The sequence below is a fragment of the Psychrobacillus faecigallinarum genome (genome assembly GCF_014836595.1).
Taxonomy (GTDB): Bacteria; Bacillota; Bacilli; order Bacillales_A; family Planococcaceae; genus Psychrobacillus; species Psychrobacillus faecigallinarum.
Genome location: NZ_JACSQO010000008.1, coordinates 103,233 through 124,991 on the forward strand (window position 1 = coordinate 103,233; position 21,759 = coordinate 124,991).

General features: G+C 36.9%; 26 protein-coding genes and 1 other annotated feature. Of the genes, 8 read left to right on the forward strand and 18 right to left on the reverse strand.

Annotated features, from left to right (window positions below):
* Positions 1–180: 180 nt before the first annotated feature.
* The 16 genes from H9650_RS14830 to H9650_RS14905 form a co-directional block, all read right to left on the reverse strand.
* Positions 181–1,617, reverse strand: a complete 1,437-nt coding sequence (locus H9650_RS14830) for a magnesium transporter CorA family protein (RefSeq protein WP_154312123.1) — start codon at positions 1,615–1,617, stop codon at positions 181–183.
* Between the two features lie 104 nt (positions 1,618–1,721).
* On the reverse strand, positions 1,722–1,943 hold the full coding sequence (locus tag H9650_RS14835) for a hypothetical protein (RefSeq protein ID WP_154312122.1): 222 nt from the start codon (positions 1,941–1,943) through the stop codon (positions 1,722–1,724).
* Positions 1,944–2,007: 64 nt separating this feature from the next.
* Positions 2,008–2,451 carry a DUF2512 family protein gene (locus H9650_RS14840; protein WP_154312121.1) on the reverse strand — a complete coding sequence of 148 codons (444 nt, stop codon included), beginning with the start codon at positions 2,449–2,451 and terminating at the stop codon, positions 2,008–2,010.
* Positions 2,452–2,470: 19 nt separating this feature from the next.
* Complete coding sequence (locus tag H9650_RS14845; RefSeq protein WP_186318199.1) at positions 2,471–2,626, reverse strand: hypothetical protein; 156 nt, start codon at positions 2,624–2,626, stop codon at positions 2,471–2,473.
* On the reverse strand, positions 2,623–3,435 hold the full coding sequence (locus tag H9650_RS14850) for a cytochrome c oxidase assembly protein (RefSeq protein WP_225216105.1): 813 nt from the start codon (positions 3,433–3,435) through the stop codon (positions 2,623–2,625). The genes H9650_RS14845 and H9650_RS14850 overlap by 4 nt, the downstream gene beginning before the upstream one ends.
* Positions 3,436–3,447: 12 nt before the next feature.
* The gene (locus tag H9650_RS14855) at positions 3,448–3,924 is read right to left on the reverse strand and encodes a DUF2243 domain-containing protein (protein ID WP_154312119.1); all 477 of its coding nucleotides are present in this window, start codon (positions 3,922–3,924) and stop codon (positions 3,448–3,450) included.
* A 188-nt stretch (positions 3,925–4,112) separates the two neighbouring features.
* On the reverse strand, positions 4,113–5,150 hold the full coding sequence (locus tag H9650_RS14860; RefSeq protein WP_154312118.1) for an ATP synthase beta subunit C-terminal domain-containing protein: 1,038 nt from the start codon (positions 5,148–5,150) through the stop codon (positions 4,113–4,115).
* 154 nt (positions 5,151–5,304) lie between these two features.
* Entirely contained in the window at positions 5,305–6,267 is a 963-nt protein-coding gene (locus H9650_RS14865; RefSeq protein ID WP_191697546.1) for a hypothetical protein, read from the reverse strand.
* A gap of 61 nt (positions 6,268–6,328) precedes the next feature.
* On the reverse strand, positions 6,329–7,102 hold the full coding sequence (locus tag H9650_RS14870; protein ID WP_154312116.1) for a hypothetical protein: 774 nt from the start codon (positions 7,100–7,102) through the stop codon (positions 6,329–6,331).
* A gap of 68 nt (positions 7,103–7,170) precedes the next feature.
* Positions 7,171–7,950 carry a hypothetical protein gene (locus H9650_RS14875; protein ID WP_154312115.1) on the reverse strand — a complete coding sequence of 260 codons (780 nt, stop codon included), beginning with the start codon at positions 7,948–7,950 and terminating at the stop codon, positions 7,171–7,173.
* 48 nt (positions 7,951–7,998) lie between these two features.
* A complete protein-coding gene (locus tag H9650_RS14880) occupies positions 7,999–8,427 on the reverse strand; it encodes a hypothetical protein (RefSeq protein WP_144539231.1) in 429 nt (142 codons plus the stop codon).
* Positions 8,428–8,862: 435 nt separating this feature from the next.
* Positions 8,863–9,375 carry a GNAT family N-acetyltransferase gene (locus H9650_RS14885; protein ID WP_144539229.1) on the reverse strand — a complete coding sequence of 171 codons (513 nt, stop codon included), beginning with the start codon at positions 9,373–9,375 and terminating at the stop codon, positions 8,863–8,865.
* Positions 9,376–9,573: 198 nt separating this feature from the next.
* A complete protein-coding gene (locus H9650_RS14890) occupies positions 9,574–10,131 on the reverse strand; it encodes a cysteine hydrolase family protein (RefSeq protein ID WP_191697547.1) in 558 nt (185 codons plus the stop codon).
* Position 10,132: 1 nt separating this feature from the next.
* On the reverse strand, positions 10,133–10,747 hold the full coding sequence (locus H9650_RS14895; protein ID WP_144539225.1) for a kinase: 615 nt from the start codon (positions 10,745–10,747) through the stop codon (positions 10,133–10,135).
* Positions 10,740–11,585: an alpha/beta fold hydrolase gene (locus H9650_RS14900; protein ID WP_191697548.1), complete on the reverse strand. Its 846-nt coding sequence runs from the start codon at positions 11,583–11,585 to the stop codon at positions 10,740–10,742. Before H9650_RS14900 ends, H9650_RS14895 begins: the two co-directional genes overlap by 8 nt.
* Before the next feature lie 214 nt (positions 11,586–11,799).
* On the reverse strand, positions 11,800–12,486 hold the full coding sequence (locus H9650_RS14905; protein WP_404814910.1) for a GNAT family N-acetyltransferase: 687 nt from the start codon (positions 12,484–12,486) through the stop codon (positions 11,800–11,802).
* A 302-nt stretch (positions 12,487–12,788) separates the two neighbouring features.
* Between H9650_RS14905 and H9650_RS14910 the strand changes: the two genes are divergently transcribed.
* Positions 12,789–13,088 (forward strand): YiaA/YiaB family inner membrane protein, encoded by a 300-nt coding sequence (locus tag H9650_RS14910; protein ID WP_144539219.1) that lies wholly within the window; start codon positions 12,789–12,791, stop codon positions 13,086–13,088.
* 28 nt (positions 13,089–13,116) lie between these two features.
* Here H9650_RS14910 and H9650_RS14915 read toward each other — a convergent pair whose 3' ends face one another.
* Positions 13,117–13,671: a histidine phosphatase family protein gene (locus H9650_RS14915; protein WP_191697550.1), complete on the reverse strand. Its 555-nt coding sequence runs from the start codon at positions 13,669–13,671 to the stop codon at positions 13,117–13,119.
* 109 nt (positions 13,672–13,780) lie between these two features.
* Between H9650_RS14915 and H9650_RS14920 the strand changes: the two genes are divergently transcribed.
* Positions 13,781–14,254 (forward strand): nucleoside 2-deoxyribosyltransferase, encoded by a 474-nt coding sequence (locus tag H9650_RS14920; protein ID WP_144539215.1) that lies wholly within the window; start codon positions 13,781–13,783, stop codon positions 14,252–14,254.
* Between the two features lie 82 nt (positions 14,255–14,336).
* On the opposite strand, the gene H9650_RS14925 is transcribed toward H9650_RS14920, so the two are convergent.
* Positions 14,337–14,786, reverse strand: coding sequence for a GNAT family N-acetyltransferase (locus tag H9650_RS14925; protein WP_144539213.1), 450 nt, complete (start codon positions 14,784–14,786; stop codon positions 14,337–14,339).
* A gap of 686 nt (positions 14,787–15,472) precedes the next feature.
* Here H9650_RS14925 and H9650_RS14930 point away from each other — a divergent pair.
* From H9650_RS14930 to H9650_RS14955, 6 genes are all read left to right on the forward strand, one after another.
* Complete coding sequence (locus H9650_RS14930; RefSeq protein ID WP_144539209.1) at positions 15,473–16,021, forward strand: GNAT family N-acetyltransferase; 549 nt, start codon at positions 15,473–15,475, stop codon at positions 16,019–16,021.
* A gap of 66 nt (positions 16,022–16,087) precedes the next feature.
* Positions 16,088–16,361, forward strand: a binding site (T-box leader).
* A gap of 73 nt (positions 16,362–16,434) precedes the next feature.
* Positions 16,435–17,292, forward strand: coding sequence for an SAM hydrolase/SAM-dependent halogenase family protein (locus H9650_RS14935; protein WP_154312108.1), 858 nt, complete (start codon positions 16,435–16,437; stop codon positions 17,290–17,292).
* A 45-nt stretch (positions 17,293–17,337) separates the two neighbouring features.
* Entirely contained in the window at positions 17,338–17,895 is a 558-nt protein-coding gene (locus H9650_RS14940) for an ECF-type riboflavin transporter substrate-binding protein (protein ID WP_144539205.1), read from the forward strand.
* An 18-nt stretch (positions 17,896–17,913) separates the two neighbouring features.
* Entirely contained in the window at positions 17,914–19,647 is a 1,734-nt protein-coding gene (locus H9650_RS14945; RefSeq protein WP_191697551.1) for an ABC transporter ATP-binding protein, read from the forward strand.
* The gene (locus H9650_RS14950) at positions 19,619–20,449 is read left to right on the forward strand and encodes an energy-coupling factor transporter transmembrane component T family protein (RefSeq protein WP_144539201.1); all 831 of its coding nucleotides are present in this window, start codon (positions 19,619–19,621) and stop codon (positions 20,447–20,449) included. Before H9650_RS14945 ends, H9650_RS14950 begins: the two co-directional genes overlap by 29 nt.
* Positions 20,450–20,686: 237 nt before the next feature.
* Positions 20,687–21,712 carry a PTS transporter subunit IIC gene (locus tag H9650_RS14955; protein WP_144539199.1) on the forward strand — a complete coding sequence of 342 codons (1,026 nt, stop codon included), beginning with the start codon at positions 20,687–20,689 and terminating at the stop codon, positions 21,710–21,712.
* The last annotated feature ends 47 nt before the right edge of the window (positions 21,713–21,759 follow it).

The window sequence follows — 21,759 nt, forward strand, 5'->3', positions numbered from 1 at the left end:
TCTTTTCTTATATCCTTTATTATCCTACAATTTATTACTTTATCAATAAAAGAAAAACATTCATTTAAATAAGTGCCTATTCAGCTTATTTTCTGCAAACTTTAGTACAGGCCTATTATTACGGGATATATATAATTGTTTCATATAAATAAGCAAAAAAATAATCCCCTTATCTGGGGATTATCCTAGCCTGTCTCTTTTCCATTTTCTATATTTATTTAACATGCCTTTCCCACCAGTGCTCACAAGTAAAGCAATAGCTAAACCAATTCCACTTAATGCAGTAACAAGAGAAATCCATTCAAAGAACGAATATCCAGGTACTTTAGACCAATCCGTGAATCCCTTCCAGTCCTCTATTACTAAGTTCATACCATAAATTCCGGAAATAGTTGTATAGATAGTTAGCATGAACAATAACATATTATGACGATTGTTTGTTTGATTTTCCTGAGCACGGTATAAATCATCTAGCGTCTTCTTAACTTCTATAAAAAGATGATTCAAGTTAAAGGTTTCTCTGAGTAAATGGGTAAGTTCCTTCCCCTCCTGCCTGGCTGAAACCTGTCCAAAGTAATATCTTGAATAGAATTTTGAAATAAGCTCAATAAGCTCCTTTACATAATCTTTGTCCTTAGACCAGCTGACCTCACTATGCTCGAACGATAGCTTTAATAGCATAATTTTATAGTAATAATGCAGCAATAAATTGTAATACATAGTCCCCATAAATTCTTCCATATCTTTTCTATAAGTTTGTTCTTCGTTATTTGTTACTGTCGCCTGTACGTTCTCAGAAGTAATAGTATATGTATTAGGCGCATAACGATCATATAGACGCTCTTTTACAAAACGTTCTATATAATCGGAGTTAGTACTTGAAATATATGGCTCACCCTCTACTCTTCCATCAACCTGAGCCACACGATATAAATGCTCCTGTAAAATTTCTTCGTCCTTTTTAACAACTAAAAAGATGGAGGACATCATTCTTGCATCTTCAAAAAATGGAAGACTTCCGTAATACCCTTCTAAATGCTCGTTTCTTATGATAAATGGCTTAACAGATGGACATAAATAATCCAATACTAATTGATTAGTTGTTTCAAAAACATAAGAATCGTTAGATATTTTAACTCCCTTTTCCTCCTCTAGCTTAGGCTCCAAAACCCTAAAATGAGAAAGGAAATGCAAAAAGTCTGAAAGAGTTTCTTGATCTTCCCCTAAAGTACGGATTGTAATAACTCCAATACCAAATGGACAAAGAGTAATATCTACACTATTAATAGCAAAATTACTTTTTTGTCCTCTTAGCTTCCAAACAAATTTCTCGTTAATTTCTTTGGAATATCTCAAAAACCCTCTATTCTTTGTTGTTTTTGGAAACAGTTTATCTTCAATATAAGGCAAGAAAAATTGACTGAGACGTTCATGACGAATCTTTACTCCTTCTCCATAGTAGCCTGTTTGGAGTTCCTTATTATTAAGCTCAAAAAATCTAAAGTGATGTCTTTCTAAAGTTTCCATCAATTTCTGTCTCTGTTTCTCATGAAAGGAGAAAGGAAACATATAGGTAACATACGATTTGTTTATCTCTAATTCCTTTATGTTATTCATCCTTAATCCTCCTCCAATACCTAACCTTAAGATACCACCAACTGCTTTATTTAAACCAAAAAGCAACTTTACCAAAAAGGGTAAAGTTGCTTTTGTTAACTTAATTAAAAGTTATTGTTATTTTCGTTATTATTGTTGTTGTTATTGTTGTTATTATTGTTGTTATTATTGTTATTACGATTGTTGTTACGGTTGTTTCTGTCGTTGTTGTTATTATTGTTATTATTATTTAAATTTTCGAAGTTGAATTCATCACCGAATTCGTTGTTTTGATTGTTATTGTTGTTGTTATTACGATTATTGTTATTACGGTTGTTGTTTGCCATTTTCTTTACCTCCCCTCTTACCTTTTTAGAATGGGCAAGTAGGGATGAAATATACGTTTTTCTTTTACTTTTTCTGAAAATCCTCTTTACTAAACGCTCTTGCAAATTCCAATTGTGTATCTGTTCGTTGGTAATATCCTGCTTTGTCTCTTGGATTCATTATTCTAGGCTCCCAAATATGCAGCTTAATGTATTGATGTAAATACATCTCACCGACCATCAATAGAAGAGAAATTATAAAGGCAGCTCTGCCAACTGGCACAGAAGGGTCGAATAAGTAAATGCCCATTAACCAAACTAACCCAAGTGCAAGTATAAAGTCACCTATTGTCGCTAATATATTACCTAGCCTAGGCATTAAGAATATATCTCCTATAAAACCTAAAACCGTCAAAACGATGCTTATAATGAAGACACCCAATAGATTAGCCCCATAATACCCGCCAAGTACGATCCAAATGATAGCAGTCGTCATAATTAACTTAATGAGAAACGTTTTGAAATACAACTATTCCACAGCCTTTCACTTAAGTAGATTTTTGACTATATGTTTTAGGATCCTTCGCTTGTTTTGCTATCAATTCATTTAACTCATTGTAGGATAAACCAGAATTGGCGTTTTTCCTCTTTACTTCTTCAATATCAGTTCCAACAACCGTATATTTTGCGTTATTCCCCTTCATATTAGCTCCTCTTTTCCATTTATAGGTGTAGGATTAATTATCTCAACTTTAGGACGAGTTTGATTAAACCAATGGTAATAAAGAATGATAATTAATCCTATCTCAATAGCGTCCCCACCGTAATACATAATCATGCCTCCTATTTCCGCTTCTACTTTGGAAATACCAACCGGAGGATTTGCATATATAAATTTGGACAGGATTGCATGACCAGCTAGAGCAAATATAAAGACTACAGAACGGTAAATATAGCTTTTTCTATGCGGTGTTGGGTCAATATAAAGGATAGAAATTGTAAAAAGATATCCAGCTAGGAAAATGTGTATATGAATGACGATATGGAACAATATATTTTCATGCATCAGTTCAAATAAACGTGTAGTGTATAATAACCAAAGCCCACCAATATTTAATATAGAGGTAACAATAGGATTTTGAAAAAAGTGAACAAATTTCGTTCGCAGTAAGCAAGTTATTTTTCTTGAAGCCTTTACAGGTAGGGTTCTTAGGAACAGTGTCATTGGTGCTGATAATGCTATCAATAACGGGGATAGCATCCCTAAAAACAAATGTCCTATCATATGCACTTCAAAGTCCGTATGCGCCCGCTCTGCAAGTGGCCCTGCTACTGATAGAAGAGCAAGAATAATTCCCGTGATCAATAACAATGTTCGACGTATCGGCCACCGTTTTTTACTTTTATTGGATTTATATACAGCGACTAAATATAAAAGCAGGAGAAGTACAAAAGGAGCCCCAAGTATTATTTGTGCAAAATCTAAACTAGTTTGATGAGGATGATCATGCAATACTATTCACCTCTACTTTTTTTTACTCGTTTGCTTTAACAGAACTATACCTACTACAATCATTAAAACTGCCGTTATATTCCACACTAAGTCGTAAGGTAAAATATCCACGTTATATCGAATTTGATGTAAGCCCATGAGCTTGTGTTGAATGGTACCATCATACAGTTGAAAAACACCTGCCCCCAAGAATATCCCTCCTAGCCATCTTTTTGGCCAAAATGCTTGGCGGCGATGAAGATCTGCCATAAGAAAAGCTGAGCCCACGGTAGCAAAGAAACTAAAAGCGTGAAATATGCCATCTGAGACAAGTCCAATGTCTGTGGTAGATTTATCATAAAAGTGATGCCAATGTAAAAGTTGATGGAAAATTACTTCGTCTATAAAGGCAACTACCCCTAATCCAAATAGTATTCCCGTCCACATATTCTTGGTAGAAAAATGCCTTTGATTTTCCTTATTAAGCGCATTACTTTTTAGCGTCGTCATAGCGTCCTCCTTTTAGTTTGAAAAGTCTAATTTAGTTTAAGTTTTTCCCTGAAAAGTAGTTCTTAAACAGACTGCTTGTCAAGGCTCAATCAGTTTCCCTTCAAGTGTTTTGATCATTAAGCCACATCCTTTTTGTCACAAAAAAAAGATGTGAATGACTATTTCATTCACATCTTTGCCGCTTTTATTTAACTTAGACTACCAACAAACTTTAACTCTTCCACACTTACTTGATCTTGTTTTCCTTCTAAAATCACTTCGACATCATTTAGAGTTTGCTCTATTGAAACAGCTTTTCCTGGACCCGTGAATTTTTCGGCAACATAGAATGGCTGAGTAAAATATGCCTCTAACCTTTCTCCGCGTTCATATGTTGCTAGTTCACCTTCTGGAAGCTTTTGAATTCCATGCACAGCGACAATAGAACGTAATTCTCTATAGCGTCTCAGTAGCTTTTGTGCACGCTGTCTTAAACCAAAATGACGTTGGTCAACATCTGTCCCCTCCATTACGGATGAGGTCGAATAGATAGGATGTAGAGCAGGATACATATGACGAGTTGCAAGATCTGCATCTAGCTGCCACACTGTTTCCAAAGGTCCAAAAGGCATCTCTTCATCTACTACTTCTCCTGATAAATCCACTAAAATGGTTGTAATTCCATCTATATTCTCTGAAATAATTTTTTCCTGTAAATCCAATAGTTCTCCAGAGATAATATAGCTTCTATCTGTGATAAAGATAATATCTCCTGTTAATTCTGAAAGTTTTTCATATGCGTCATCAACAGAAGTAGTTATATAATCCGCTAGCTCTTTTGTCCCTTCTAGCTCACTATGCTCTTTTTGTGGTAATAAAAACACAGAAGTGTGATTACTTTCCTTAAAACGATGCATTAGCTCTGCTAGTATTACTAGCTGTCCCATCCCCGGTCTAGCTACTATTCCAATTGTCCCTTCCTTTACTAGTGGTGCAAAAAAGTCCAATGCTTTAATTTGTGTCTCAATCATATGTTTCTTCTCCCCCCGTATGATCAATTCATCTACCGTGCAATTAGCCAATGAAGCTAAACCAACAAGTGTTTTAACCTCCGCCTTCCCCAAATCAATCTTCCCTGTACATAAATTAGAAACCGTAGCAGGACGAATCCCAATGGATTTAGCAGCTGTCGTCAAGTTAGGCACTTTTCTTCTAAGCAAAGCGACATTCAATCTTATCTCTTCCATATCATCCCTCCTCGATTACTTTATATGGTAAACTAAATTACTCTTAAAAGCAATTATTTTATTTTTGAAAGTAATTATTTTTACTCCAAAATAAAATGAGTACCAGGTTGATCAACAAATTCAGTTGTTGATCAACCTGGTACTCGCTATCTCATTATATTTGTATTTGAACAAGCGATTTGTTTAGCATATATAAAATGGTCTCATTAAATAGCGAAGGACAAATACGAGACATTTCATCTGCTGTCTTATATTGGATTTCAGCGAAATGTGGATGCTTTTCAATTCCACGAAGAATACTTCTCATGGCATCTGCTGCCTTTGGATTCATTAATATATCGGAAAATGTACTATTTATCGAAAACACACCATTTGGGATTTTCACCTCTTCCACTGTAACATTTTGTACACTCGGCATTGCAAACCAATCCGTGATAGAATAAACATCCACAATCACAAGCTCTGCCTCTATAGCCTTAACTTCAGCTTTAGGCTGTTCCGTTTTTTCTGATATAGCAGCCTCACCGGTACCGTCCTTCTCAGGGGTTACAACAGGAGGAGTGGGTTGCGGTAAATTTTCTTTACCTTCGTTACCTGGTGCTGGTGTTGTTTGAATTGGACTAGAAGCTTCTCCTGGAGGTATAACTGGAACTGGCAACAACTTTAACTCCGATGCCTGACCATCCATTTGAGCCTTGGCTTGAGCAACGATTGTGTCGATATTTGCTAGGATAGCAGCTTCCTGTTCCGAATTGTCTATTTTCAAACTAGATTTTAAATCTTGTGCGTATGACTGCAATGCAGCAATACGGCTCTCTTTTTGAGTTTTGGTGAAATTTACTAAGTCTTGTTGAGCTTTAGTCATTTCTTGCTCTAAATCTTCTCCAAGTCCTCTCATCAGTCGATCTGTTTCAGAAGCGACAGCACCTTCAATGTCTTTTACAGACTCATTTTGCTTCTCATTGAACCAATTGGTTAATAACGTTTGTACATCTAAATCCGCTAAAGCTTTATTTAGCCCTGTTCCAAATGTAAGAACTAAAAATAGAGCCGCTACTATTAAAACACTTTTTCTAATTCGTCTCTTTTTCTTATACTTCTCTACTCTACTCACCATGTTGATGCCTCCATTTTGAAGAATAAGAACCTCTTGAGAAAGAGGTTCCTATAGTTTGTTATCAAATCCCGTCAACTAGTGCTGCCATATCAGCTTTAGCATCCTGTTCAAATTTCTTTGCAGCTGCCTCAATTAAGTCTGTTTGCTCTTGTGCTGAAAAGTTAGCCATTCCTTGAGCCCAAAGAAGGAAGTCTTTAACCTCTTGATCTACTATTTTCTTAAGATCAGCAGTTTTAACCTCTACATTTCTATTCAAATTTCCCTGTAAGTTTGTTTTAGCTGCTTCAATGGCCGCTTCTAAATCGTCAATTGCTCTGTCTGTAGTAGCTTGGAGTTCCGTATTTAACGTAGCTAAAGCTACTTGTCCCTTTTCTGATGTGTGTTTGTCCATATCAGCCTGCGCTTGTCTTGCTGCCTCTACACCAAGATCATGTAGTTTTTTCTTTTCCGCTTCAAAAATTTTATTGAATTCTGTGTTAGTGTAAGTTACTAATTCTGTTTTTTTCTTTTCTAAAGCATCTTTGTGCTCTTTTAGGTCTTTATCAATATTAGCATTCGCTGTAGCAGTTGAAGTTTTACGCTCATTCTCAATTGTAGTGGTAGTTCCAGCCTTCATCGCATTATATTTTGGCAATGTCTCAGCTACCTTTGTTCCTACATAGCCATTTACATTAGTACTTAAATCAGCTTTTGATTGGTTAAATTGCCCTGTAAACCAACCACCTAGTTTAGTTCCAGCATCTGAAGCTCCAAATGCTGCTCCTGCTCCTGCAAATAATGTTACTGCGATTGTTCCTACCATTACTTTACCTTTAACTGATTTCAATAATTTCATTTTAATATCTCCTTTAGTTTTTATAGTTTTTTGTGAATATATAAATTAACAGGATTATGTCAATCTGCTTACTTTTCGTTAATTAGCTCTTTTACACGCGCTTCTAACTTCAATTTAGAAGCCACCTCTAGTTCTGCCGCTTTATTGTTAATAGCTGCTTGATGAGTTGCAACTAATTGCTCTGTTTTAGCAGTAATCAAACCAATTATCCTTGTAATCTCATCGTCTACTGCTTTATTAATTTTCTCAACTGTTGCATCACTCTTCGAATCTAGCAGACCTTGTAAATAGGATTTAGTAGCACGAATTTCTGTTTCCAAATCCGTTATTGCAGCATTTGTAGTTTTATCAATTTCTTTATTTACATATGCTAACGCTGCTTGGCCCTCTTTTCCTGTATGACTTTTCAAATCATATTCAGCCAAATTCTTTGCCCCAAGACTTGTAATTTTTAAAGCTGCATTAGCGTCTTTTTCAATTTCCATAAATTGGCTATCTATATTATTTTGTATTTCTACTTTTTTAGCATTCACGGAGTCAATATATTTTTTACTTTCTGCTTTAATCCCATCCGTTGCATTAGTAGTAGCGATATCTCTCGTAGAATTTATATCTGTGCTGGCTTCTTGCTTCAAGCCTGTAGTAGCACTCTTTAATTCTCCGAACTTATTTATAGAATGCTTCGCTGTCTCGAAAGCAACCTCAGTAGTGGCTTTTCTAAATTGCGAATCATACCAGCTTTTAATACCAGCTCCAGCGTCTGTTGCCCCAAAAGCTACCCCAGTACTTGATAAGAATGCTACTGCAACCGCTCCTGCTACTACTTTTCGTTTTATTGTTTTTTTCATTGATAGACTTCCTTTTCTATAGATACTATTTTTTGTTTTATACAATACTTACAATTCATTTAGTAGGTCTTCTAAAATAACTTCTACTTCTGCATTAATTTCTTCTTTCATTTTCTGTTCATCAGGATAATTATCAAAGTTTGCATTTTCCAGATCAACAACACTTGCTTGCAATTCTTCTTGTATTGATTTTTCTTGCTCTGCCAATCGAGAGTTGGTTTTATCTATTTCTTCATTTACAAAGAAAGTGATTGAACTAGTAACATTCTCTTTCGTTTCTTGTAAGAAATTATTAACTTCTCTCCCAATCTCTTTGAGACCAGAAATGGTAACTTCTTTAAAAATCTCACTTTCCTTCTTGAAAGCATGTCCATACCATTTTGAGAAGCTAGCCTCTGGAATGCCACTAGCGTAAATAGTACTGGAACCAAGTAATACAGAAAATATTAAAATAAATCCTATTGCTCTTTTTTTCATAGTTGGCACTCCTTTCTAGTAGCGCTTAACTACATGATTCAAATTGCTCTTACATAATTCTTTATAACTATCATCTCTCTTCCTTATAGGTAATAAGATTATTTTTTATACCACTTCTAGTTAACTTATAATTATTTCGTAACAGAAGATAACCATAATTATACTTTCGTTGTATTTCGTTTCAATAGATTCTCTGAAACTTCTGACTTTTCTACAAAGATAGTCATTTTAAGTTGTTTTACGACCTATAAAACAGGTAAAAAGATACCCTTTTTCTCTATTTTTATTTATTTTTTTCACTTTATGTGAGCCTAAAGTTTTATTAGGAGTATAAAAAAACGCATGCTACTTCATAGCATGCGTTACCTTTTACCTTCTATAATGTAATGATAATCAAGGGATAGCTAGGTATTTGTTTAATCACTTCCAGTATTTTCATTCATTTATCTTTTTATAATAAAACACAGTAGCGTGGAATTCTCCTCCCGCTGACTCAGCGTAATCAGGAATTTTACCCGCTTGGATATAATCAAGTGATGTATATAGTTTGTTTGATGGGTCACCTTCTCTTGTATCCAGCACCAATAAAGTCCTTCCTTCTCTCAGAGCTCTATTTTCAGCCTTAAACATTAACTGACGCCCTATACCGCTTCGTCTGTAGTGTGGGTGAGTCATAAGTTTAGCTATTTCGGCACGGTGTTGGCCATTTTGCTTGCTACAAAGATGTAATTGAATACTACCTATTATACGGTTGTTCCTCTTCGCCACAAATAACAGTACATCTGGTCTCAAGACATCCTCCCAATATCCCATTGCATTTGCTAACTCTAGTGGAGGTAAAAAGCCAATGGAAGCACCGTCTTCAACTACTTGTATTAGCAACTCAGACAGCTCTTCCATATGTTCTTCGGTAGATGTTAATTGCTCTATTTTCACCTCATTAAACATAACAATCCTCCTAATTAGATATACATCTTTAGATATTTACTCATTCTCCAGAAGACTCTTCTTTCCCTTTTATTAAATTTAGAAAAGAAAAGCGAGGATACAGCTTTTGAGAACCTATTTTTCCGATTTGGAACTTACCCATAAATATCTTATCTTACCTATCAAAAACTCCTCCCTATTTGGGAAGAGCTACTTTTTTTATCTATAAGTATCGTGTGTCGGTGTAAATAGATCTTCCTCTGCATTTCTTACAACAGAAAAATTGTCTACATTATAATGTCCATGTAGAGTTTTATTATGATGTTTAATAATTTGCTCTGCCGAAAGAACAGGAGAGTCAGCGGTCGAATGTCCATCGCCAACTAAAGTAACGTCCAAGCCATTTACCGTTGCAGTTCTAACAGCCGTATCTATACAATGCTCTGTTGAACATCCCGCAATGACTACATGTTGAATATTCTCTTTCGCTAAGTATTCTTTTAGTCCAGTACCATAGAATGCATTAGTTGCCTTTTTATTAAAAAAAGTGACTTCAGTAGGTATGTCTATTGCTTGGTGCACTTCAAACCCTGCCCCTTTACCTTCTGCAATATCCAAGTCTCTAACAAAAATAATTTGAGCATCTGAATCCAAAGCTTTTGATATTACAAGATTAATGTTTTCTATTAGCAGTTCCTTTTGAAAAACACTTTTCTCCTGCTCATTTCCCTCTATTAAATCTTGCTGTGCATCGATCACTAATAATGCTTGCTTCATACTATTTCTCCCCATTCTTGATTATGATGTTTGCCTGTTCTATTGGATTTACTTCTTTTAAATAATATTCTTCTCCTTTCCAATATCTCCTTTCGTATTTATTTATTCTTTCCTTCAAGTCACCAGTATAGGATTCTCTTATTAAAATCCGTTCATTTCGAAGCTCTCTCGGACAATCCAAGTAAATAACATAGTCTAAAAAGGAACGCCATTCCTTACGCTGAAGAAATATTCCTTCTATCAAAACAACCGTACAATTCTCTATAGATTCCTCTTTCAAATAGCATCGATCTTCATGCGCATTATAAAACTTAAGCTGAAGTAATTTTTCTTTCTGATGAACAGCCGTAAACAGTTTCTCTTGAATCTCTGAAGCATTCCATTGTAAATGATAGTATTCATGCCATTCGGGCTTTCCAGTATTGTATCGACGTATTCGTTCTTCTATTAGATCATCTAGATGAATTACTACTATTCGATGTCCTGCTCTCTCTATCTCCTTTACTAACTCGTTCGTAAAGGTAGTCTTTCCTGCTCCACTTAACCCATCTATGCCCAAAAGAAAAGGGCGGCTTAAGCTCTTTATCTCAGAAATAACCATTTTTATATCAAACATGACTTGTAGCCTCTCTTTCCAACAGCTTGAAAATAGTGTCCGTGACTACAGTAGGATCCTCCAAGTGGATGGAATGCCCCTTATCCGTTTGAATATGCTCTGTTTTCGATGTCAGTTTCGCTAATAGAAGTTGTTGCTCCTTCCATTGTTTAGTGGAATTGTTGGAGCTAATGACAACTACCGGAATATCCTTATGAATAGCTGCTGAGTCTTTTAGTTGTTGCGCTGAAATAGGGCTATCCTTATATTCTTGATATATCGTTTGGTACGCACCTAGAGTATACCCAGTGTAATTTAAATAACGCTGGTATTCACCAGTTAAAAATTTTCGTCCTACCTTTTGTTTTAATAATCTCGGGAAGCCAGTTAAGGAAATAACATATCCGAATGTAACCTTATGTTTAAACCCTTTGTTTTGATTGCCAGGCATATATTGGTTCTCATGTACGGAATCAACAAGGATTAAACCTTTTACTTGTTCAGGGTGCATACTTGCAAACAACCTCATGATTAGCCCACCATAGGAATGACCTACTAACAAATAAGGTGGAGCAAGGTCTACCTTTACTAATATTTCCTTTAACTCTTCTACGTGATCAAGAGCCGTGCGATACTTTTTAGTCGATTGGCTCCATCCGTAACTCCCTCTATCATAGGATAAGACTTTGGCACGCTTCGAAATTTCCGGCTGAATTTGGCACCAATCAATAGAGAGAGAACCTAATCCCGCCTCCAAAATAACAGTGACTGGCCCCTCACCTGATTTAATAATGTGCACACTTGAGTTTTCTGTTTTAACTATTTTCCCCGGAGGAGTCATTTTATTTTTTTGGTTCATCGATAGATTCCAAAGGGATAAGGGAAATAAAACTATCCCTAGTATATTTCTTATAAAAGCAGCAGCTGTCATTAATCGTCAGCCTTTCTTCACTGTGGATTAATTTTTTGTTTCTAATTCTTCCAAACAGGCATCTGATTCAATTTTACATAATCCTAGTAGCAGTTATATATAAAGCGAGAACCTCAAAAATTCTACTTTCACTTCTATAATCCTAGCGCTTTGTCCAGAAAGCCTTTGTATAGGCGAGCTTCAAACCAATCCGTTCCATGTTCCTATGACTAACACTCCCAAAGGCAGCCTCACTAGTAATGTATTTTGCCCCTTTTTCGATAGCTTTCTCTATTCGCTTGTGCAGCAAGGCATGTTGCACTCCCAAATTTCGATAATCTGGTAGAGTAGCAGCTGCTGCCAATGTGGCAAGCTCCCCCTCCACATACATAACTCCTATGCCAATCGGAACATTATGTCGAAGCGCTAAGTAAAACTCCCAGCCCGGTACATCAAATAAAACTTGGTTGTTTTGCTTTATGCCATCTTGTATAGAAGAAGGCAAACCAAAGGCCTCTACATAAATCGCAGCAAATAAGTCGAATTCATCCTTCTGAAGAGGACGTACCACTATAGAAGATGGATTGCTAAAGCTTTCTATATTATCAGCAATCCTAAAAAAAGAAGCGTGAAAGCCGGATTGATAAAACCCTTTTTCTGAAAGCCTGAGAAACAATGACTCGGAACTATTTTGTGGAGTAACCTCAATTCGAAACGAAATAGCATGCTCCCTATAAAAGTGAAGAATTTCATCTAAGTAATCTAAATCCTGATCATTAATACCCCTAACCGTGTTAAAGGCTGGCCCTGGAATATGTTTTACTGCAAAGGCATGAGTATTACCTCTCATCAATATCCGTGCTCCCATAGGATTTCTAGGTATCGATTGAATAGTATTTATTCTAGATGTTAGTGTCTGTATCTCCGAAAATTCTGGTATCCTGAATTCCATTTTTTTCTCCTTTATTTTTTATTTATACTGCAAGCTCTCTAACTGTTTTATATAGAAGTAGAATTATAGTGAAAATTGTCTTTAATATATCTATCTCCAAGAATTATCTTATACTTTAGAATATTTTACACTATTATACATTCATGCTAGAATATAATTCATATAATAACAATTACAACCAATACAAAGGGGCGTATGTCATGAACACAAAGAGGTATAGAAGAAGAAATACGATGGCTTTTACAGTGCTAGCTTATTTCACGTTATTTGCAGGGGTTGTTATGTTTAGTATTGGTCTTTATAATGCAGATAATTTGCAGCTTAATGAAAAAGGATATTATATTGCAGTAATGATTTTAGTGGCTGTTGGTGCTATTCTAACTCAAAAAGTAACGCGCGATAATGCGGAGGACAACGATATCATCGCGGAGCAAGAACAGGAGCGTCAAATGAGCAACATCCGAATTCCTTCTAGTTCTTCTAGCAATAAAGAAGCTTAAAAAATACTACACGTAAGAAATCCTGTCTTTAATTAGACAGGATTTCTTTTAGTTCCACTTGTTGTAATATGTTGTTTTCTATCAAAAAGATGTCAGGGTTTTTCATTTGAAGCCATTGATCAAAACCAAAGGTATTATCGTACTGATTGAAGAGAAGAGCAAGGATATTTCCGTGAGATACAATTCCTACGTTAGTCACGTCATCCCTTCCTATCACTTCATTGATGACCTCTTTTATACGATTTAGCGCTTCGTCACTAGACTCTCCTCCAGGAAAGCTAAGATCTTTATGTAAAAAGGTACGTTTCAGTTTCTCTAGCCAATCATCCATAGGCTCTTTACTAAGCACACGCTCGCTTAACCCTTCATGAATATGGAGAGGCAAGCCAGTATCCTGAGAAAATGGCAGTATCGTTTGTATCGCCCGTTCATAAGGGCTAGAAATGAGATAGTCAATTTGGAAAGCCTTTAAAATTTCCACAAGGTTTTTTGCACTTTCCAACCCATCTTTTGTTAAAGCAGCAGTCGGCTCCTGTCCCTCTGCCTTACAATGTCTAATAAAATAAATTCTCTTGTTATTCATATGTCATTCCCCCTCCTTAATATTTCTATTAGACCATCCTAATTTCCTCTACCTCTATGCATATCTTCGAAAATTGCCTACAATGAAAGTTGGAAAAGGAGGATGAATGATGAAAAAAGGTTACTTAGCAAATGGATTATTTGGTCTAGGGGATCGCCTAGTAAACGAACTTGTTGCAAAGGAGATTCGTGCCTCACTACCGGGCGTTGACTTATATGTGCCACAAGAAAACGCAGCCATCAATGACAAAATGGCCTATGCAGATAGCTTGCTTATTGCAAGTGCAGATATCGAGGCATTAAAGGAAAGTGACTTTTTAGTTGCGGTGATTGATGGAGTGGAAATAGATTCTGGAGTTGCAGCAGAGATTGGAGCGTTCTCAATGTTAGATCGCCCTATTTATGCTCTTTATACTGATACACGCCAGCAAGGTAGAGAGAACACGAAAAAAATTGAAGCTTTAATAGCAGATGGAACAGAAAATCAATTTATGTATCGCAATCTGTTTGTCATCGGATTGATCAAGCAAAATGGGGTCATTGTAAGCTCGATCGAGGAGCTAGGCAGAGCATTGAGAAACTGATACATATATAGTTCTAATATTCATTTCCATGAGATTGAACTTTTTATAAAAAATCCTGTGCTTCCACACAGGATTTTTTATTTTACTTCACTAGCTTCCAGTTGACCATTTCTTCACTAGTTCCTACTTTTTTCATATCCAGCTTCTCTAGCACTCTCATAGAACCATAATTATCAAGGAGTGTTTCCGCGATGATCACTTCCACTAAGCCAGTTGCAAAAGCCCACTGCATAATTGCACCCACTGCCTCTGTCGCATATCCCTTGTTCCAATGTTCCTTTAAAAAGCCATAGCCTACCTCAACTTGGTTATCTGCATCTGGTTTCCCTTTAAAACCGATATCCCCAATAACTTTGCCATTTCTTCTCTCTACTACCAACCATGTACCCCACCCCAATGATGTAGCATCTGCTTTTAGCATTTCTAATGACATGGAAATCTGTGGACCGTTGTCATAACTCTGCTCCACTGCTATTTGAGCAGATCCTTGTGTACAGGGGATAATTTCTAATCTCTCTGTTTCTAATTTCATTTTGACTCTCCTTAGTTTAGATATTTCACCTCTAACAAAGTAAATATACAAAACATAGAACTATCCCCTCTCTGCATTAAAGTAACAATATTATAGCACAATATATTTTTTGTTTTTTCATTTTTCTAAAATTGACATATAATTGAATTGGACATAAAAAATAATCATTACAAAAAACACGAATGAAATATTATTCTCTATGTTGATTGTAGCGACAGGAGGCGACTCCTGTGGGATCAGTGAGACAGATAGACATCACAAACGTGCGCGACAGCGCCGGTGATGGCTTTATCGCTCACCCCACCAAAAGCGTCCGACTAAAGCGGAAATCGGCATCTATATTTCCTGCCTTTATAAATGGAATATAACTAATAGCTTAGATAGCTAAGTTAGATTATCCATCTGACTTTCTTAGTGCCACACCACCTCTGATTGTAGCGACAGGAGGCGACTCCTGTGGGATCAGTGAGACAGATGAGACATCACAAACGTGCGCGACAGCGCTGGTGATGGCTTATCGCTCACCCCATGGAAAGCGTCCGACTAAAGCGGAAATCATTATACTTTATGTATATCCCGAATGTTCTTTCTCTTTGTAAGTGCGTGATTGAAAAGTAGATAAATAATAAATTCTCTTTTCAAACAAAACAGATGAAAACATAACTAAAATGAAAAGAGGAAACAGAATGTATCAAGATCAAGAGTTAATGATCAGACCAATTAAATACAATGATTTGCCGAGACTTTGGGAATTAATGTGTAAGGACGAGAAGCCAGAGTGGAAAGAATGGGATGCTCCTTACTATGAATATAAACCAACTCCTTATGATGTATTTATGGAAAAAGCAGATACCTATGTGGATAGCGAAAGGTTCTGGGGTATCGAGGTAGATGGAATATTACGTGGTATCGTGTCATATTATTGGGAACATGAACCTTCTAAATGGCTTGAAATGGGTATTGGTTTCCATGAGGCACCAAGCTGGGGTAAGGGACTTGGCACACGTGCTTTAAAACTTTGGATGAATCACCTGTTTACCACAATGCCACTTGTCCGAGTAGGCTATACCACCTGGTCAGGTAATGAACGGATGATTCGGGTTGGAGAAAAGCTTGGTATGACAATGGAGGCGCGAATTCGCAAAGTACGCTTATATAATGGTGTTTACTATGACTCCATTCGAATGGGTATTTTAAGAGAAGAATGGGAAAAGACACAAGCAACAATTTTATAGCCCATCATAAAGTACTAAAAAAACACTTGACAGTTATCAGAATTAATTGTAAATTCTCTATAATAAGTTAATGCGATGAAGAGAAAAAGTAAAATGGGTAGATTTCTCCATAGAGAGCTTCGGTAGCTGAAAAGAAGCAGAAAACACCATTTGAACAATGGCCTCTGAGCACTACATTGAACGTGCAGTTAGTTACCTGCGCCTGAGATGCTAGCGGGATTGGTACCCGTTATCCACACCACAGTCTAGGATCCATCTTAATAGGATTCTGCACTAGCTGAGGCTGCTTATGTGAGTAAGTAGTGAATAAAGGTGGTAACACGAGTATCTCGTCCTTTTCAATCCAATGATTGAGGAGGGCGAGTTTTTTAATTCGCTCTCCTCCACAAAAATAATAAGGAGAGTGTTTAAACATGACAGAGGGATTATTAGTATTTCAATCAGATTTTGGTATTAACGACGGGGCAGTAAGCGCTATGCATGGGGTAGCCAATAGCGTGAAGCGTGGGCTGCCGTTATTCGATTTAACTCATCAGATTCCTCAGTACAATATTTGGGAGGCATCCTATCGTCTCCTACAAACCATCAACTATTGGCCAAGTGACACAGTGTTCGTTTCCATAGTAGACCCAGGCGTTGGATCAGATCGAAGAAGTGTAGTTGTGAAAACAGTGAAGGATCAGTATATTGTCACTCCGGACAATGGGACATTAACGCACGTTAACCGATTTATTGGTATTAAAGAAGTAAGAGAAATTGATGAAAGCAAGAATCGCCTACCAAAATCTGGAGAATCACATACATTTCATGGTAGAGATATATTTGCTTATACAGGAGCGCGTTTAGCAGCAGGAGAAATAAGTTTGGAGGATATTGGACCATCTATCCCCCTTTCTCTTATCGTGGAGCTACCACTTAAGGAAACAATTATTGAAGATAACTGCATTACGGGTGTTATTGACGTCATTGATCGACCGTTCGGCAATCTCTGGACCAATATTCGCCGACTTCAATTTAAACAGCTGGACGTTACCTATGGAGATGCCTTTGAAGTTTCTCTCACCATAGACGGAGAACTTGTTTATGAGGGAATAGTCACCTATGGTCGCTCCTTCGCTGCGGCAGGGATCGGAGAAGCTCTCATGTACGTGAATTCTCTGGATAATATCGGAATTGCATTAAACCAAGGTTCCTTTGCCGATACCTACCAAGTTCTCACTGGTTCTAGCACAGAAATAACTATTCGAAAAGCTGCTATTGCAATCAATTAACAAGGATGACTGGTTTAAAAATATAAATACGGGGAGAAATGAAGAATGAAAAAGTCTATCTTTTCAACAAAGACTGTTGTAGCGATAGGTATTGGAACGGCGGTGTTCTTGATACTAGCCAAATTTGCAGCAGTCCCTACAGGAATACCGAACACAACGATTCAAACATCCTATGGTTTTCTAGCACTTATTTCAGCTATTTTTGGACCAATAGCAGGTTTATTTGTCGGGTTATTTGGTCATGCTTTAAACGACCTTACTTCTTACGGTTCTATTTGGTGGAGCTGGGTCATTTCATCCGCAATTGTAGGATTAGGTATCGGGTTATATTTTAAAAGGTTTTCTTTTGAGGATGGAGAATTTGGTAAAAAGCATATTATTTTATTTAATATCGTTCAAATCATAGTTCAGGCTATTGCATGGGCTTTAGTAGCTCCATTACTAGATATTATCATTTATGCAGAGCCTGCAAACAAGGTATTTACACAAGGAATCGTAGCCGCTATTTCTAATATTGGTACTGTTGCAATACTTGGCACACTCTTGCTTACTGCTTATGCAAAGACAAGAACCAAAAAAGGAAGCCTGAGCTACGAGGAATAAGTAGATAAGGAGATTCACATGAAAAAGCCAGTCATCGAGTTTAAACACTTTAGCTTTCAATATAATAGTCAATCCGAGCCTACTTTACATGACATTAATTTAACAATTTATGAAGGAGAAAAAGTAGCAATCGTTGGACCATCTGGCTCCGGAAAGAGCACGCTCGTTCATTGCTTGAACGGGCTTGTTCCTTTTGCTTATAAAGGTGAAATTACAGGAAATCTTACCATTCAAGAAAAAGAAACAAGGGAACTTGATCTATTTACTATCTCGCAGGAAGTAGGGACTGTTCTACAGGACACAGATGGACAGTTTATCGGCCTTACAGTTGGAGAGGATATAGCCTTTGCTTTGGAAAATAATTCAGTTCCTATGCAAAAGATGCATGAACGTGTTCAAAAAGCCGCTGCACTAGTAAAAATGTCTGAGCACTTAAACTCTCGAATTCATGAACTTTCCGGCGGGCAAAAACAGCGCGTGGCTCTTGCTGGTGTTTTAGTAAATGACGTTAATATTCTTTTGTTTGATGAACCTCTTGCCAACCTTGATCCGGCATCTGGAAAGGATGCAATGAAGCTGATTCACCAGCTTCAAGTGGATTCTAATAAAACGATTATTATTGTCGAGCATAGACTAGAGGATGTTTTGTCTGAGCCTATCGACCGGATTATATTAATGAATCACGGTCGTATTATAGCGGATGGTACCCCTAATGAGCTTCTGACAGGGTCATTATTGACGGATAACTGGATACGAGAGCCACTCTATATTAAAGCTTTGAAATATGCCGGCTGTGAACTGAATGATCAGATTAACTTAACTCAGGTAGACTCCATCGTGAATGATTCCTTTCATCAAAAACTAAAAGCATTTAGTGATGCAAGATGCTCGCCTATTCAGTTAGGTTTTAAAAATGAGCCTGTACTGACATTAGATAATATTAGCTTCCACTATGGGAACGGCCTAGACATTATTAAAAATGTTTCCTTTCAATTACATAAAGGTGAAATGATCAGTCTTATTGGAGCAAATGGAACCGGTAAGTCTACACTCTCCTCTCTTATCTGTGGATTTGAACGTCCTACAGAAGGTACTATTTATTTTGAAGGATTCAATGCGATTAACGACTCTATAATGGAACGTGCACATCGCGTAGGCTTTGTTCTGCAAAACCCCAATCATATGTTTTCAAAACAAAATGTCCTTGATGAGGTTGCATTTGGGCTTGCTCAATTCGAGTTATCCGATAAAGAGACGAGAAGACGTGTGGAGGAGACATTAAAAATTTGTGGTTTGTACCCATTGAGAAATTGGCCAATTGCTGCTTTAAGCTATGGGCAGAAAAAACGTTTATCCATTGCCTCTATCCTTGTAATGGAACCTCCAATTATTTTATTGGATGAACCAACTGCGGGGCAGGATTACAAGCATACTACAGAGTTAATGATGTTCTTAGAAAATTTAGCGAAAAATGGTACAGCAATTATACTAATCACCCATGATATGCACCTAATGACGGAATACACAGATCGAGCCATTGTCCTATCAAACGGAAGAATTTTAGTCGATGATTCCCCTGCACATATTTTATCTAACCCTACCTTAATCCAGGAGGCAAACTTAAAAGAATCCTCCTTATACGAAATTGCAAAACAGCTCAAGAGGGAGCATCCCTCTGATTTTGTAGAGCAATTTATACAATACGATCGGGAGGTGCGCTTTAATGGGCAACGAACTGCTAAGCTATCTTGACCGTGATTCTATTATCCATCGCCTGACAGGTTCCACCAAGCTGATATGTTTTCTGCTTTGGTCCACTGCGGCTATGTTAACCTATGACACAAGAGTGTTAATGGTGTTGCTACTTGGGAGCTTTATATTGTTTTATGTATCCGATATTAAATTAAAGGATATCAGCTTTGTCCTCGGTTTCATCTTAGTCTTTTTATTGTTAAACAATATAGCTATATTTTTGTTTGCCCCCCAGCATGGGACAACTATTTACGGCACTTCCCATCCACTCACAGGATCTCTGGGACGTTACTCACTAACGCAGGAGCAATTATTTTATCAGCTTAATATTACATTGAAGTATTTTGCCGTCATCCCTCCCGCTCTTTTGTTCTTAGTCACTACACATCCAAGTGAGTTCGCAGCCTCATTAAACCGAATTGGTGTAAGCTATCGTCTTGCCTACTCTGTTTCTATTGCCCTTCGCTATATCCCAGATATACAAAGGGATTTTAAAACAATTTCTCGTTCGAAGCAGGCACGCGGTGTGGACATGTCTCGCAACGAAAGATTATATACCCGTATTAAAAATGCTGGATCTATTATAATGCCGCTTATTTTCTCTAGCCTAGAGCGAATAGAAACTGTCAGTAACACAATGGATCTGCGAGGTTTTGGGAAATTTAAAACAAGATCATGGTTCAGTTTAAAAGAGTTCAGAAGAAGAGATTTAATAGCTATTCTGTTATCTTTCATGCTATTTTTATTAATGGTTTTATTTATTTTTATAAATAATGGACGATTTTATAATCCATTTATATAAAATCCGATTGAAAAGGGCCACCTCTTAAAGGTAGCCCTTTTCTTTATTATTTTATCTGAAAATAAGTATTGACTGTATATAAAAATTATATTAATATTATAACAATTTAACGGTTTAGAATAACATTTATTTGTTATTCAAATATAATGTATTGCTGTAGTCCATTAAGGACTTTTTATTTTTTCTTTTTCAACAATATATTTCATGCGATATATTATATAATTAGGGGGATTCACTATGAAACAGGCAACTAAGACGTACTTAATCAATCGAATGTATAAAGGCTCACAAGGACTTGCAAATGCCGTACTTGTAACATTAGGAATTGGACTACTTATCGAGACAATTGGTACGTTTACAGGCTGGGATGGTTTTACAGCTATTGGAAAAACAGCTCAATTGATGCTTGCTCCCGCAATAGGGGCAGGTATAGCTTATCAGCTCGGTGGTAATACATTAGTTATTTTTAGTGCTATGGCTTGTAGTACTATAGGGGCCAATGCTTTAATACTCCAAGATGGAATTTGGGTTCTGACAACAGGGCAACCGATTAGTGCAGTATTAGCAGCAATTGTTGCTATATGGGTCGGAAAACGTATTGCAGGGAAAACAAAACTGGATATGCTAGCCATTCCTTTTGCAGCAATTCTTATAGGCGGGGTTGTCGGGGTCGGCTTGGCCGCTGTAACTACTCCTCTTTTAGAACAATTAAGTCGATTTATAGCAAGCTCTGTATCAGGATCACCTCTGGTTGGATCCATTGTTATTGCTCTCGTTTGGAGTATTTTTCTTATGTCGCCTGCTTCCTCCGCAGCAATTGCCATTGCCTTACAGCTGGATCCAGTTTCAAGTGCTGCAGCATTAATAGGATGTACAGCTCAATTTGCAGGATGGACAGCTATGTCCTTTAAAGAAAATGATTTAGGAGCCAACATTGCACAATCATTCCTAACTCCTAAAGTACAAGTTCCAAATTTGGTGAAAAATCCATGCTTAGTAATAGGTCCGTTTCTATCCTCTGTGATTTGCGCTCCAATTGCTATTTTATTATTTAATTTTGAGGTACCTTACACATTAGCTGGACTCGGGCTAAATTCATTTATTGCTCCACTAAATGTTCTAGCAAACCAAGGAATTGGAGTATTGCTGATGTATATAGTATTAGGAGTAATTTTACCTGCAGTTATTTCTTTGACCGCTTATCATTTGTTAAAAGCACGAGGATTAGCTAAAACTGGAGATTTACATATGGAAGTTCAGTAATAGAAAAAGGTCATGACCACTTGTCATGACTTTTTTTATTTATGGTA

What these genes read in the sequence shown, in the direction of transcription:
- H9650_RS14830 (WP_154312123.1), bottom strand. Translation starts at nt 1,617, where the DNA reads ATGAATAACATAAAGGAATTAGAGATAAACAAATCGTATGTTACCTAT.
- H9650_RS14835 (WP_154312122.1), bottom strand. Translation starts at nt 1,943, where the DNA reads ATGGCAAACAACAACCGTAATAACAATAATCGTAATAACAACAACAAT.
- H9650_RS14845 (WP_186318199.1), bottom strand. Translation starts at nt 2,626, where the DNA reads ATGAAGGGGAATAACGCAAAATATACGGTTGTTGGAACTGATATTGAA.
- H9650_RS14855 (WP_154312119.1), bottom strand. Translation starts at nt 3,924, where the DNA reads ATGACGACGCTAAAAAGTAATGCGCTTAATAAGGAAAATCAAAGGCAT.
- H9650_RS14860 (WP_154312118.1), bottom strand. Translation starts at nt 5,150, where the DNA reads ATGGAAGAGATAAGATTGAATGTCGCTTTGCTTAGAAGAAAAGTGCCT.
- H9650_RS14865 (WP_191697546.1), bottom strand. Translation starts at nt 6,267, where the DNA reads ATGGTGAGTAGAGTAGAGAAGTATAAGAAAAAGAGACGAATTAGAAAA.
- H9650_RS14870 (WP_154312116.1), bottom strand. Translation starts at nt 7,102, where the DNA reads ATGAAATTATTGAAATCAGTTAAAGGTAAAGTAATGGTAGGAACAATC.
- H9650_RS14875 (WP_154312115.1), bottom strand. Translation starts at nt 7,950, where the DNA reads ATGAAAAAAACAATAAAACGAAAAGTAGTAGCAGGAGCGGTTGCAGTA.
- H9650_RS14880 (WP_144539231.1), bottom strand. Translation starts at nt 8,427, where the DNA reads ATGAAAAAAAGAGCAATAGGATTTATTTTAATATTTTCTGTATTACTT.
- H9650_RS14885 (WP_144539229.1), bottom strand. Translation starts at nt 9,375, where the DNA reads ATGTTTAATGAGGTGAAAATAGAGCAATTAACATCTACCGAAGAACAT.
- H9650_RS14890 (WP_191697547.1), bottom strand. Translation starts at nt 10,131, where the DNA reads ATGAAGCAAGCATTATTAGTGATCGATGCACAGCAAGATTTAATAGAG.
- H9650_RS14895 (WP_144539225.1), bottom strand. Translation starts at nt 10,747, where the DNA reads ATGTTTGATATAAAAATGGTTATTTCTGAGATAAAGAGCTTAAGCCGC.
- H9650_RS14900 (WP_191697548.1), bottom strand. Translation starts at nt 11,585, where the DNA reads ATGAACCAAAAAAATAAAATGACTCCTCCGGGGAAAATAGTTAAAACA.
- H9650_RS14905 (WP_404814910.1), bottom strand. Translation starts at nt 12,486, where the DNA reads ATGAGAGGTAATACTCATGCCTTTGCAGTAAAACATATTCCAGGGCCA.
- H9650_RS14910 (WP_144539219.1), top strand. Translation starts at nt 12,789, where the DNA reads ATGAACACAAAGAGGTATAGAAGAAGAAATACGATGGCTTTTACAGTG.
- H9650_RS14915 (WP_191697550.1), bottom strand. Translation starts at nt 13,671, where the DNA reads ATGAATAACAAGAGAATTTATTTTATTAGACATTGTAAGGCAGAGGGA.
- H9650_RS14920 (WP_144539215.1), top strand. Translation starts at nt 13,781, where the DNA reads ATGAAAAAAGGTTACTTAGCAAATGGATTATTTGGTCTAGGGGATCGC.
- H9650_RS14925 (WP_144539213.1), bottom strand. Translation starts at nt 14,786, where the DNA reads ATGAAATTAGAAACAGAGAGATTAGAAATTATCCCCTGTACACAAGGA.
- H9650_RS14930 (WP_144539209.1), top strand. Translation starts at nt 15,473, where the DNA reads ATGTATCAAGATCAAGAGTTAATGATCAGACCAATTAAATACAATGAT.
- H9650_RS14935 (WP_154312108.1), top strand. Translation starts at nt 16,435, where the DNA reads ATGACAGAGGGATTATTAGTATTTCAATCAGATTTTGGTATTAACGAC.
- H9650_RS14940 (WP_144539205.1), top strand. Translation starts at nt 17,338, where the DNA reads ATGAAAAAGTCTATCTTTTCAACAAAGACTGTTGTAGCGATAGGTATT.
- H9650_RS14945 (WP_191697551.1), top strand. Translation starts at nt 17,914, where the DNA reads ATGAAAAAGCCAGTCATCGAGTTTAAACACTTTAGCTTTCAATATAAT.
- H9650_RS14950 (WP_144539201.1), top strand. Translation starts at nt 19,619, where the DNA reads ATGGGCAACGAACTGCTAAGCTATCTTGACCGTGATTCTATTATCCAT.
- H9650_RS14955 (WP_144539199.1), top strand. Translation starts at nt 20,687, where the DNA reads ATGAAACAGGCAACTAAGACGTACTTAATCAATCGAATGTATAAAGGC.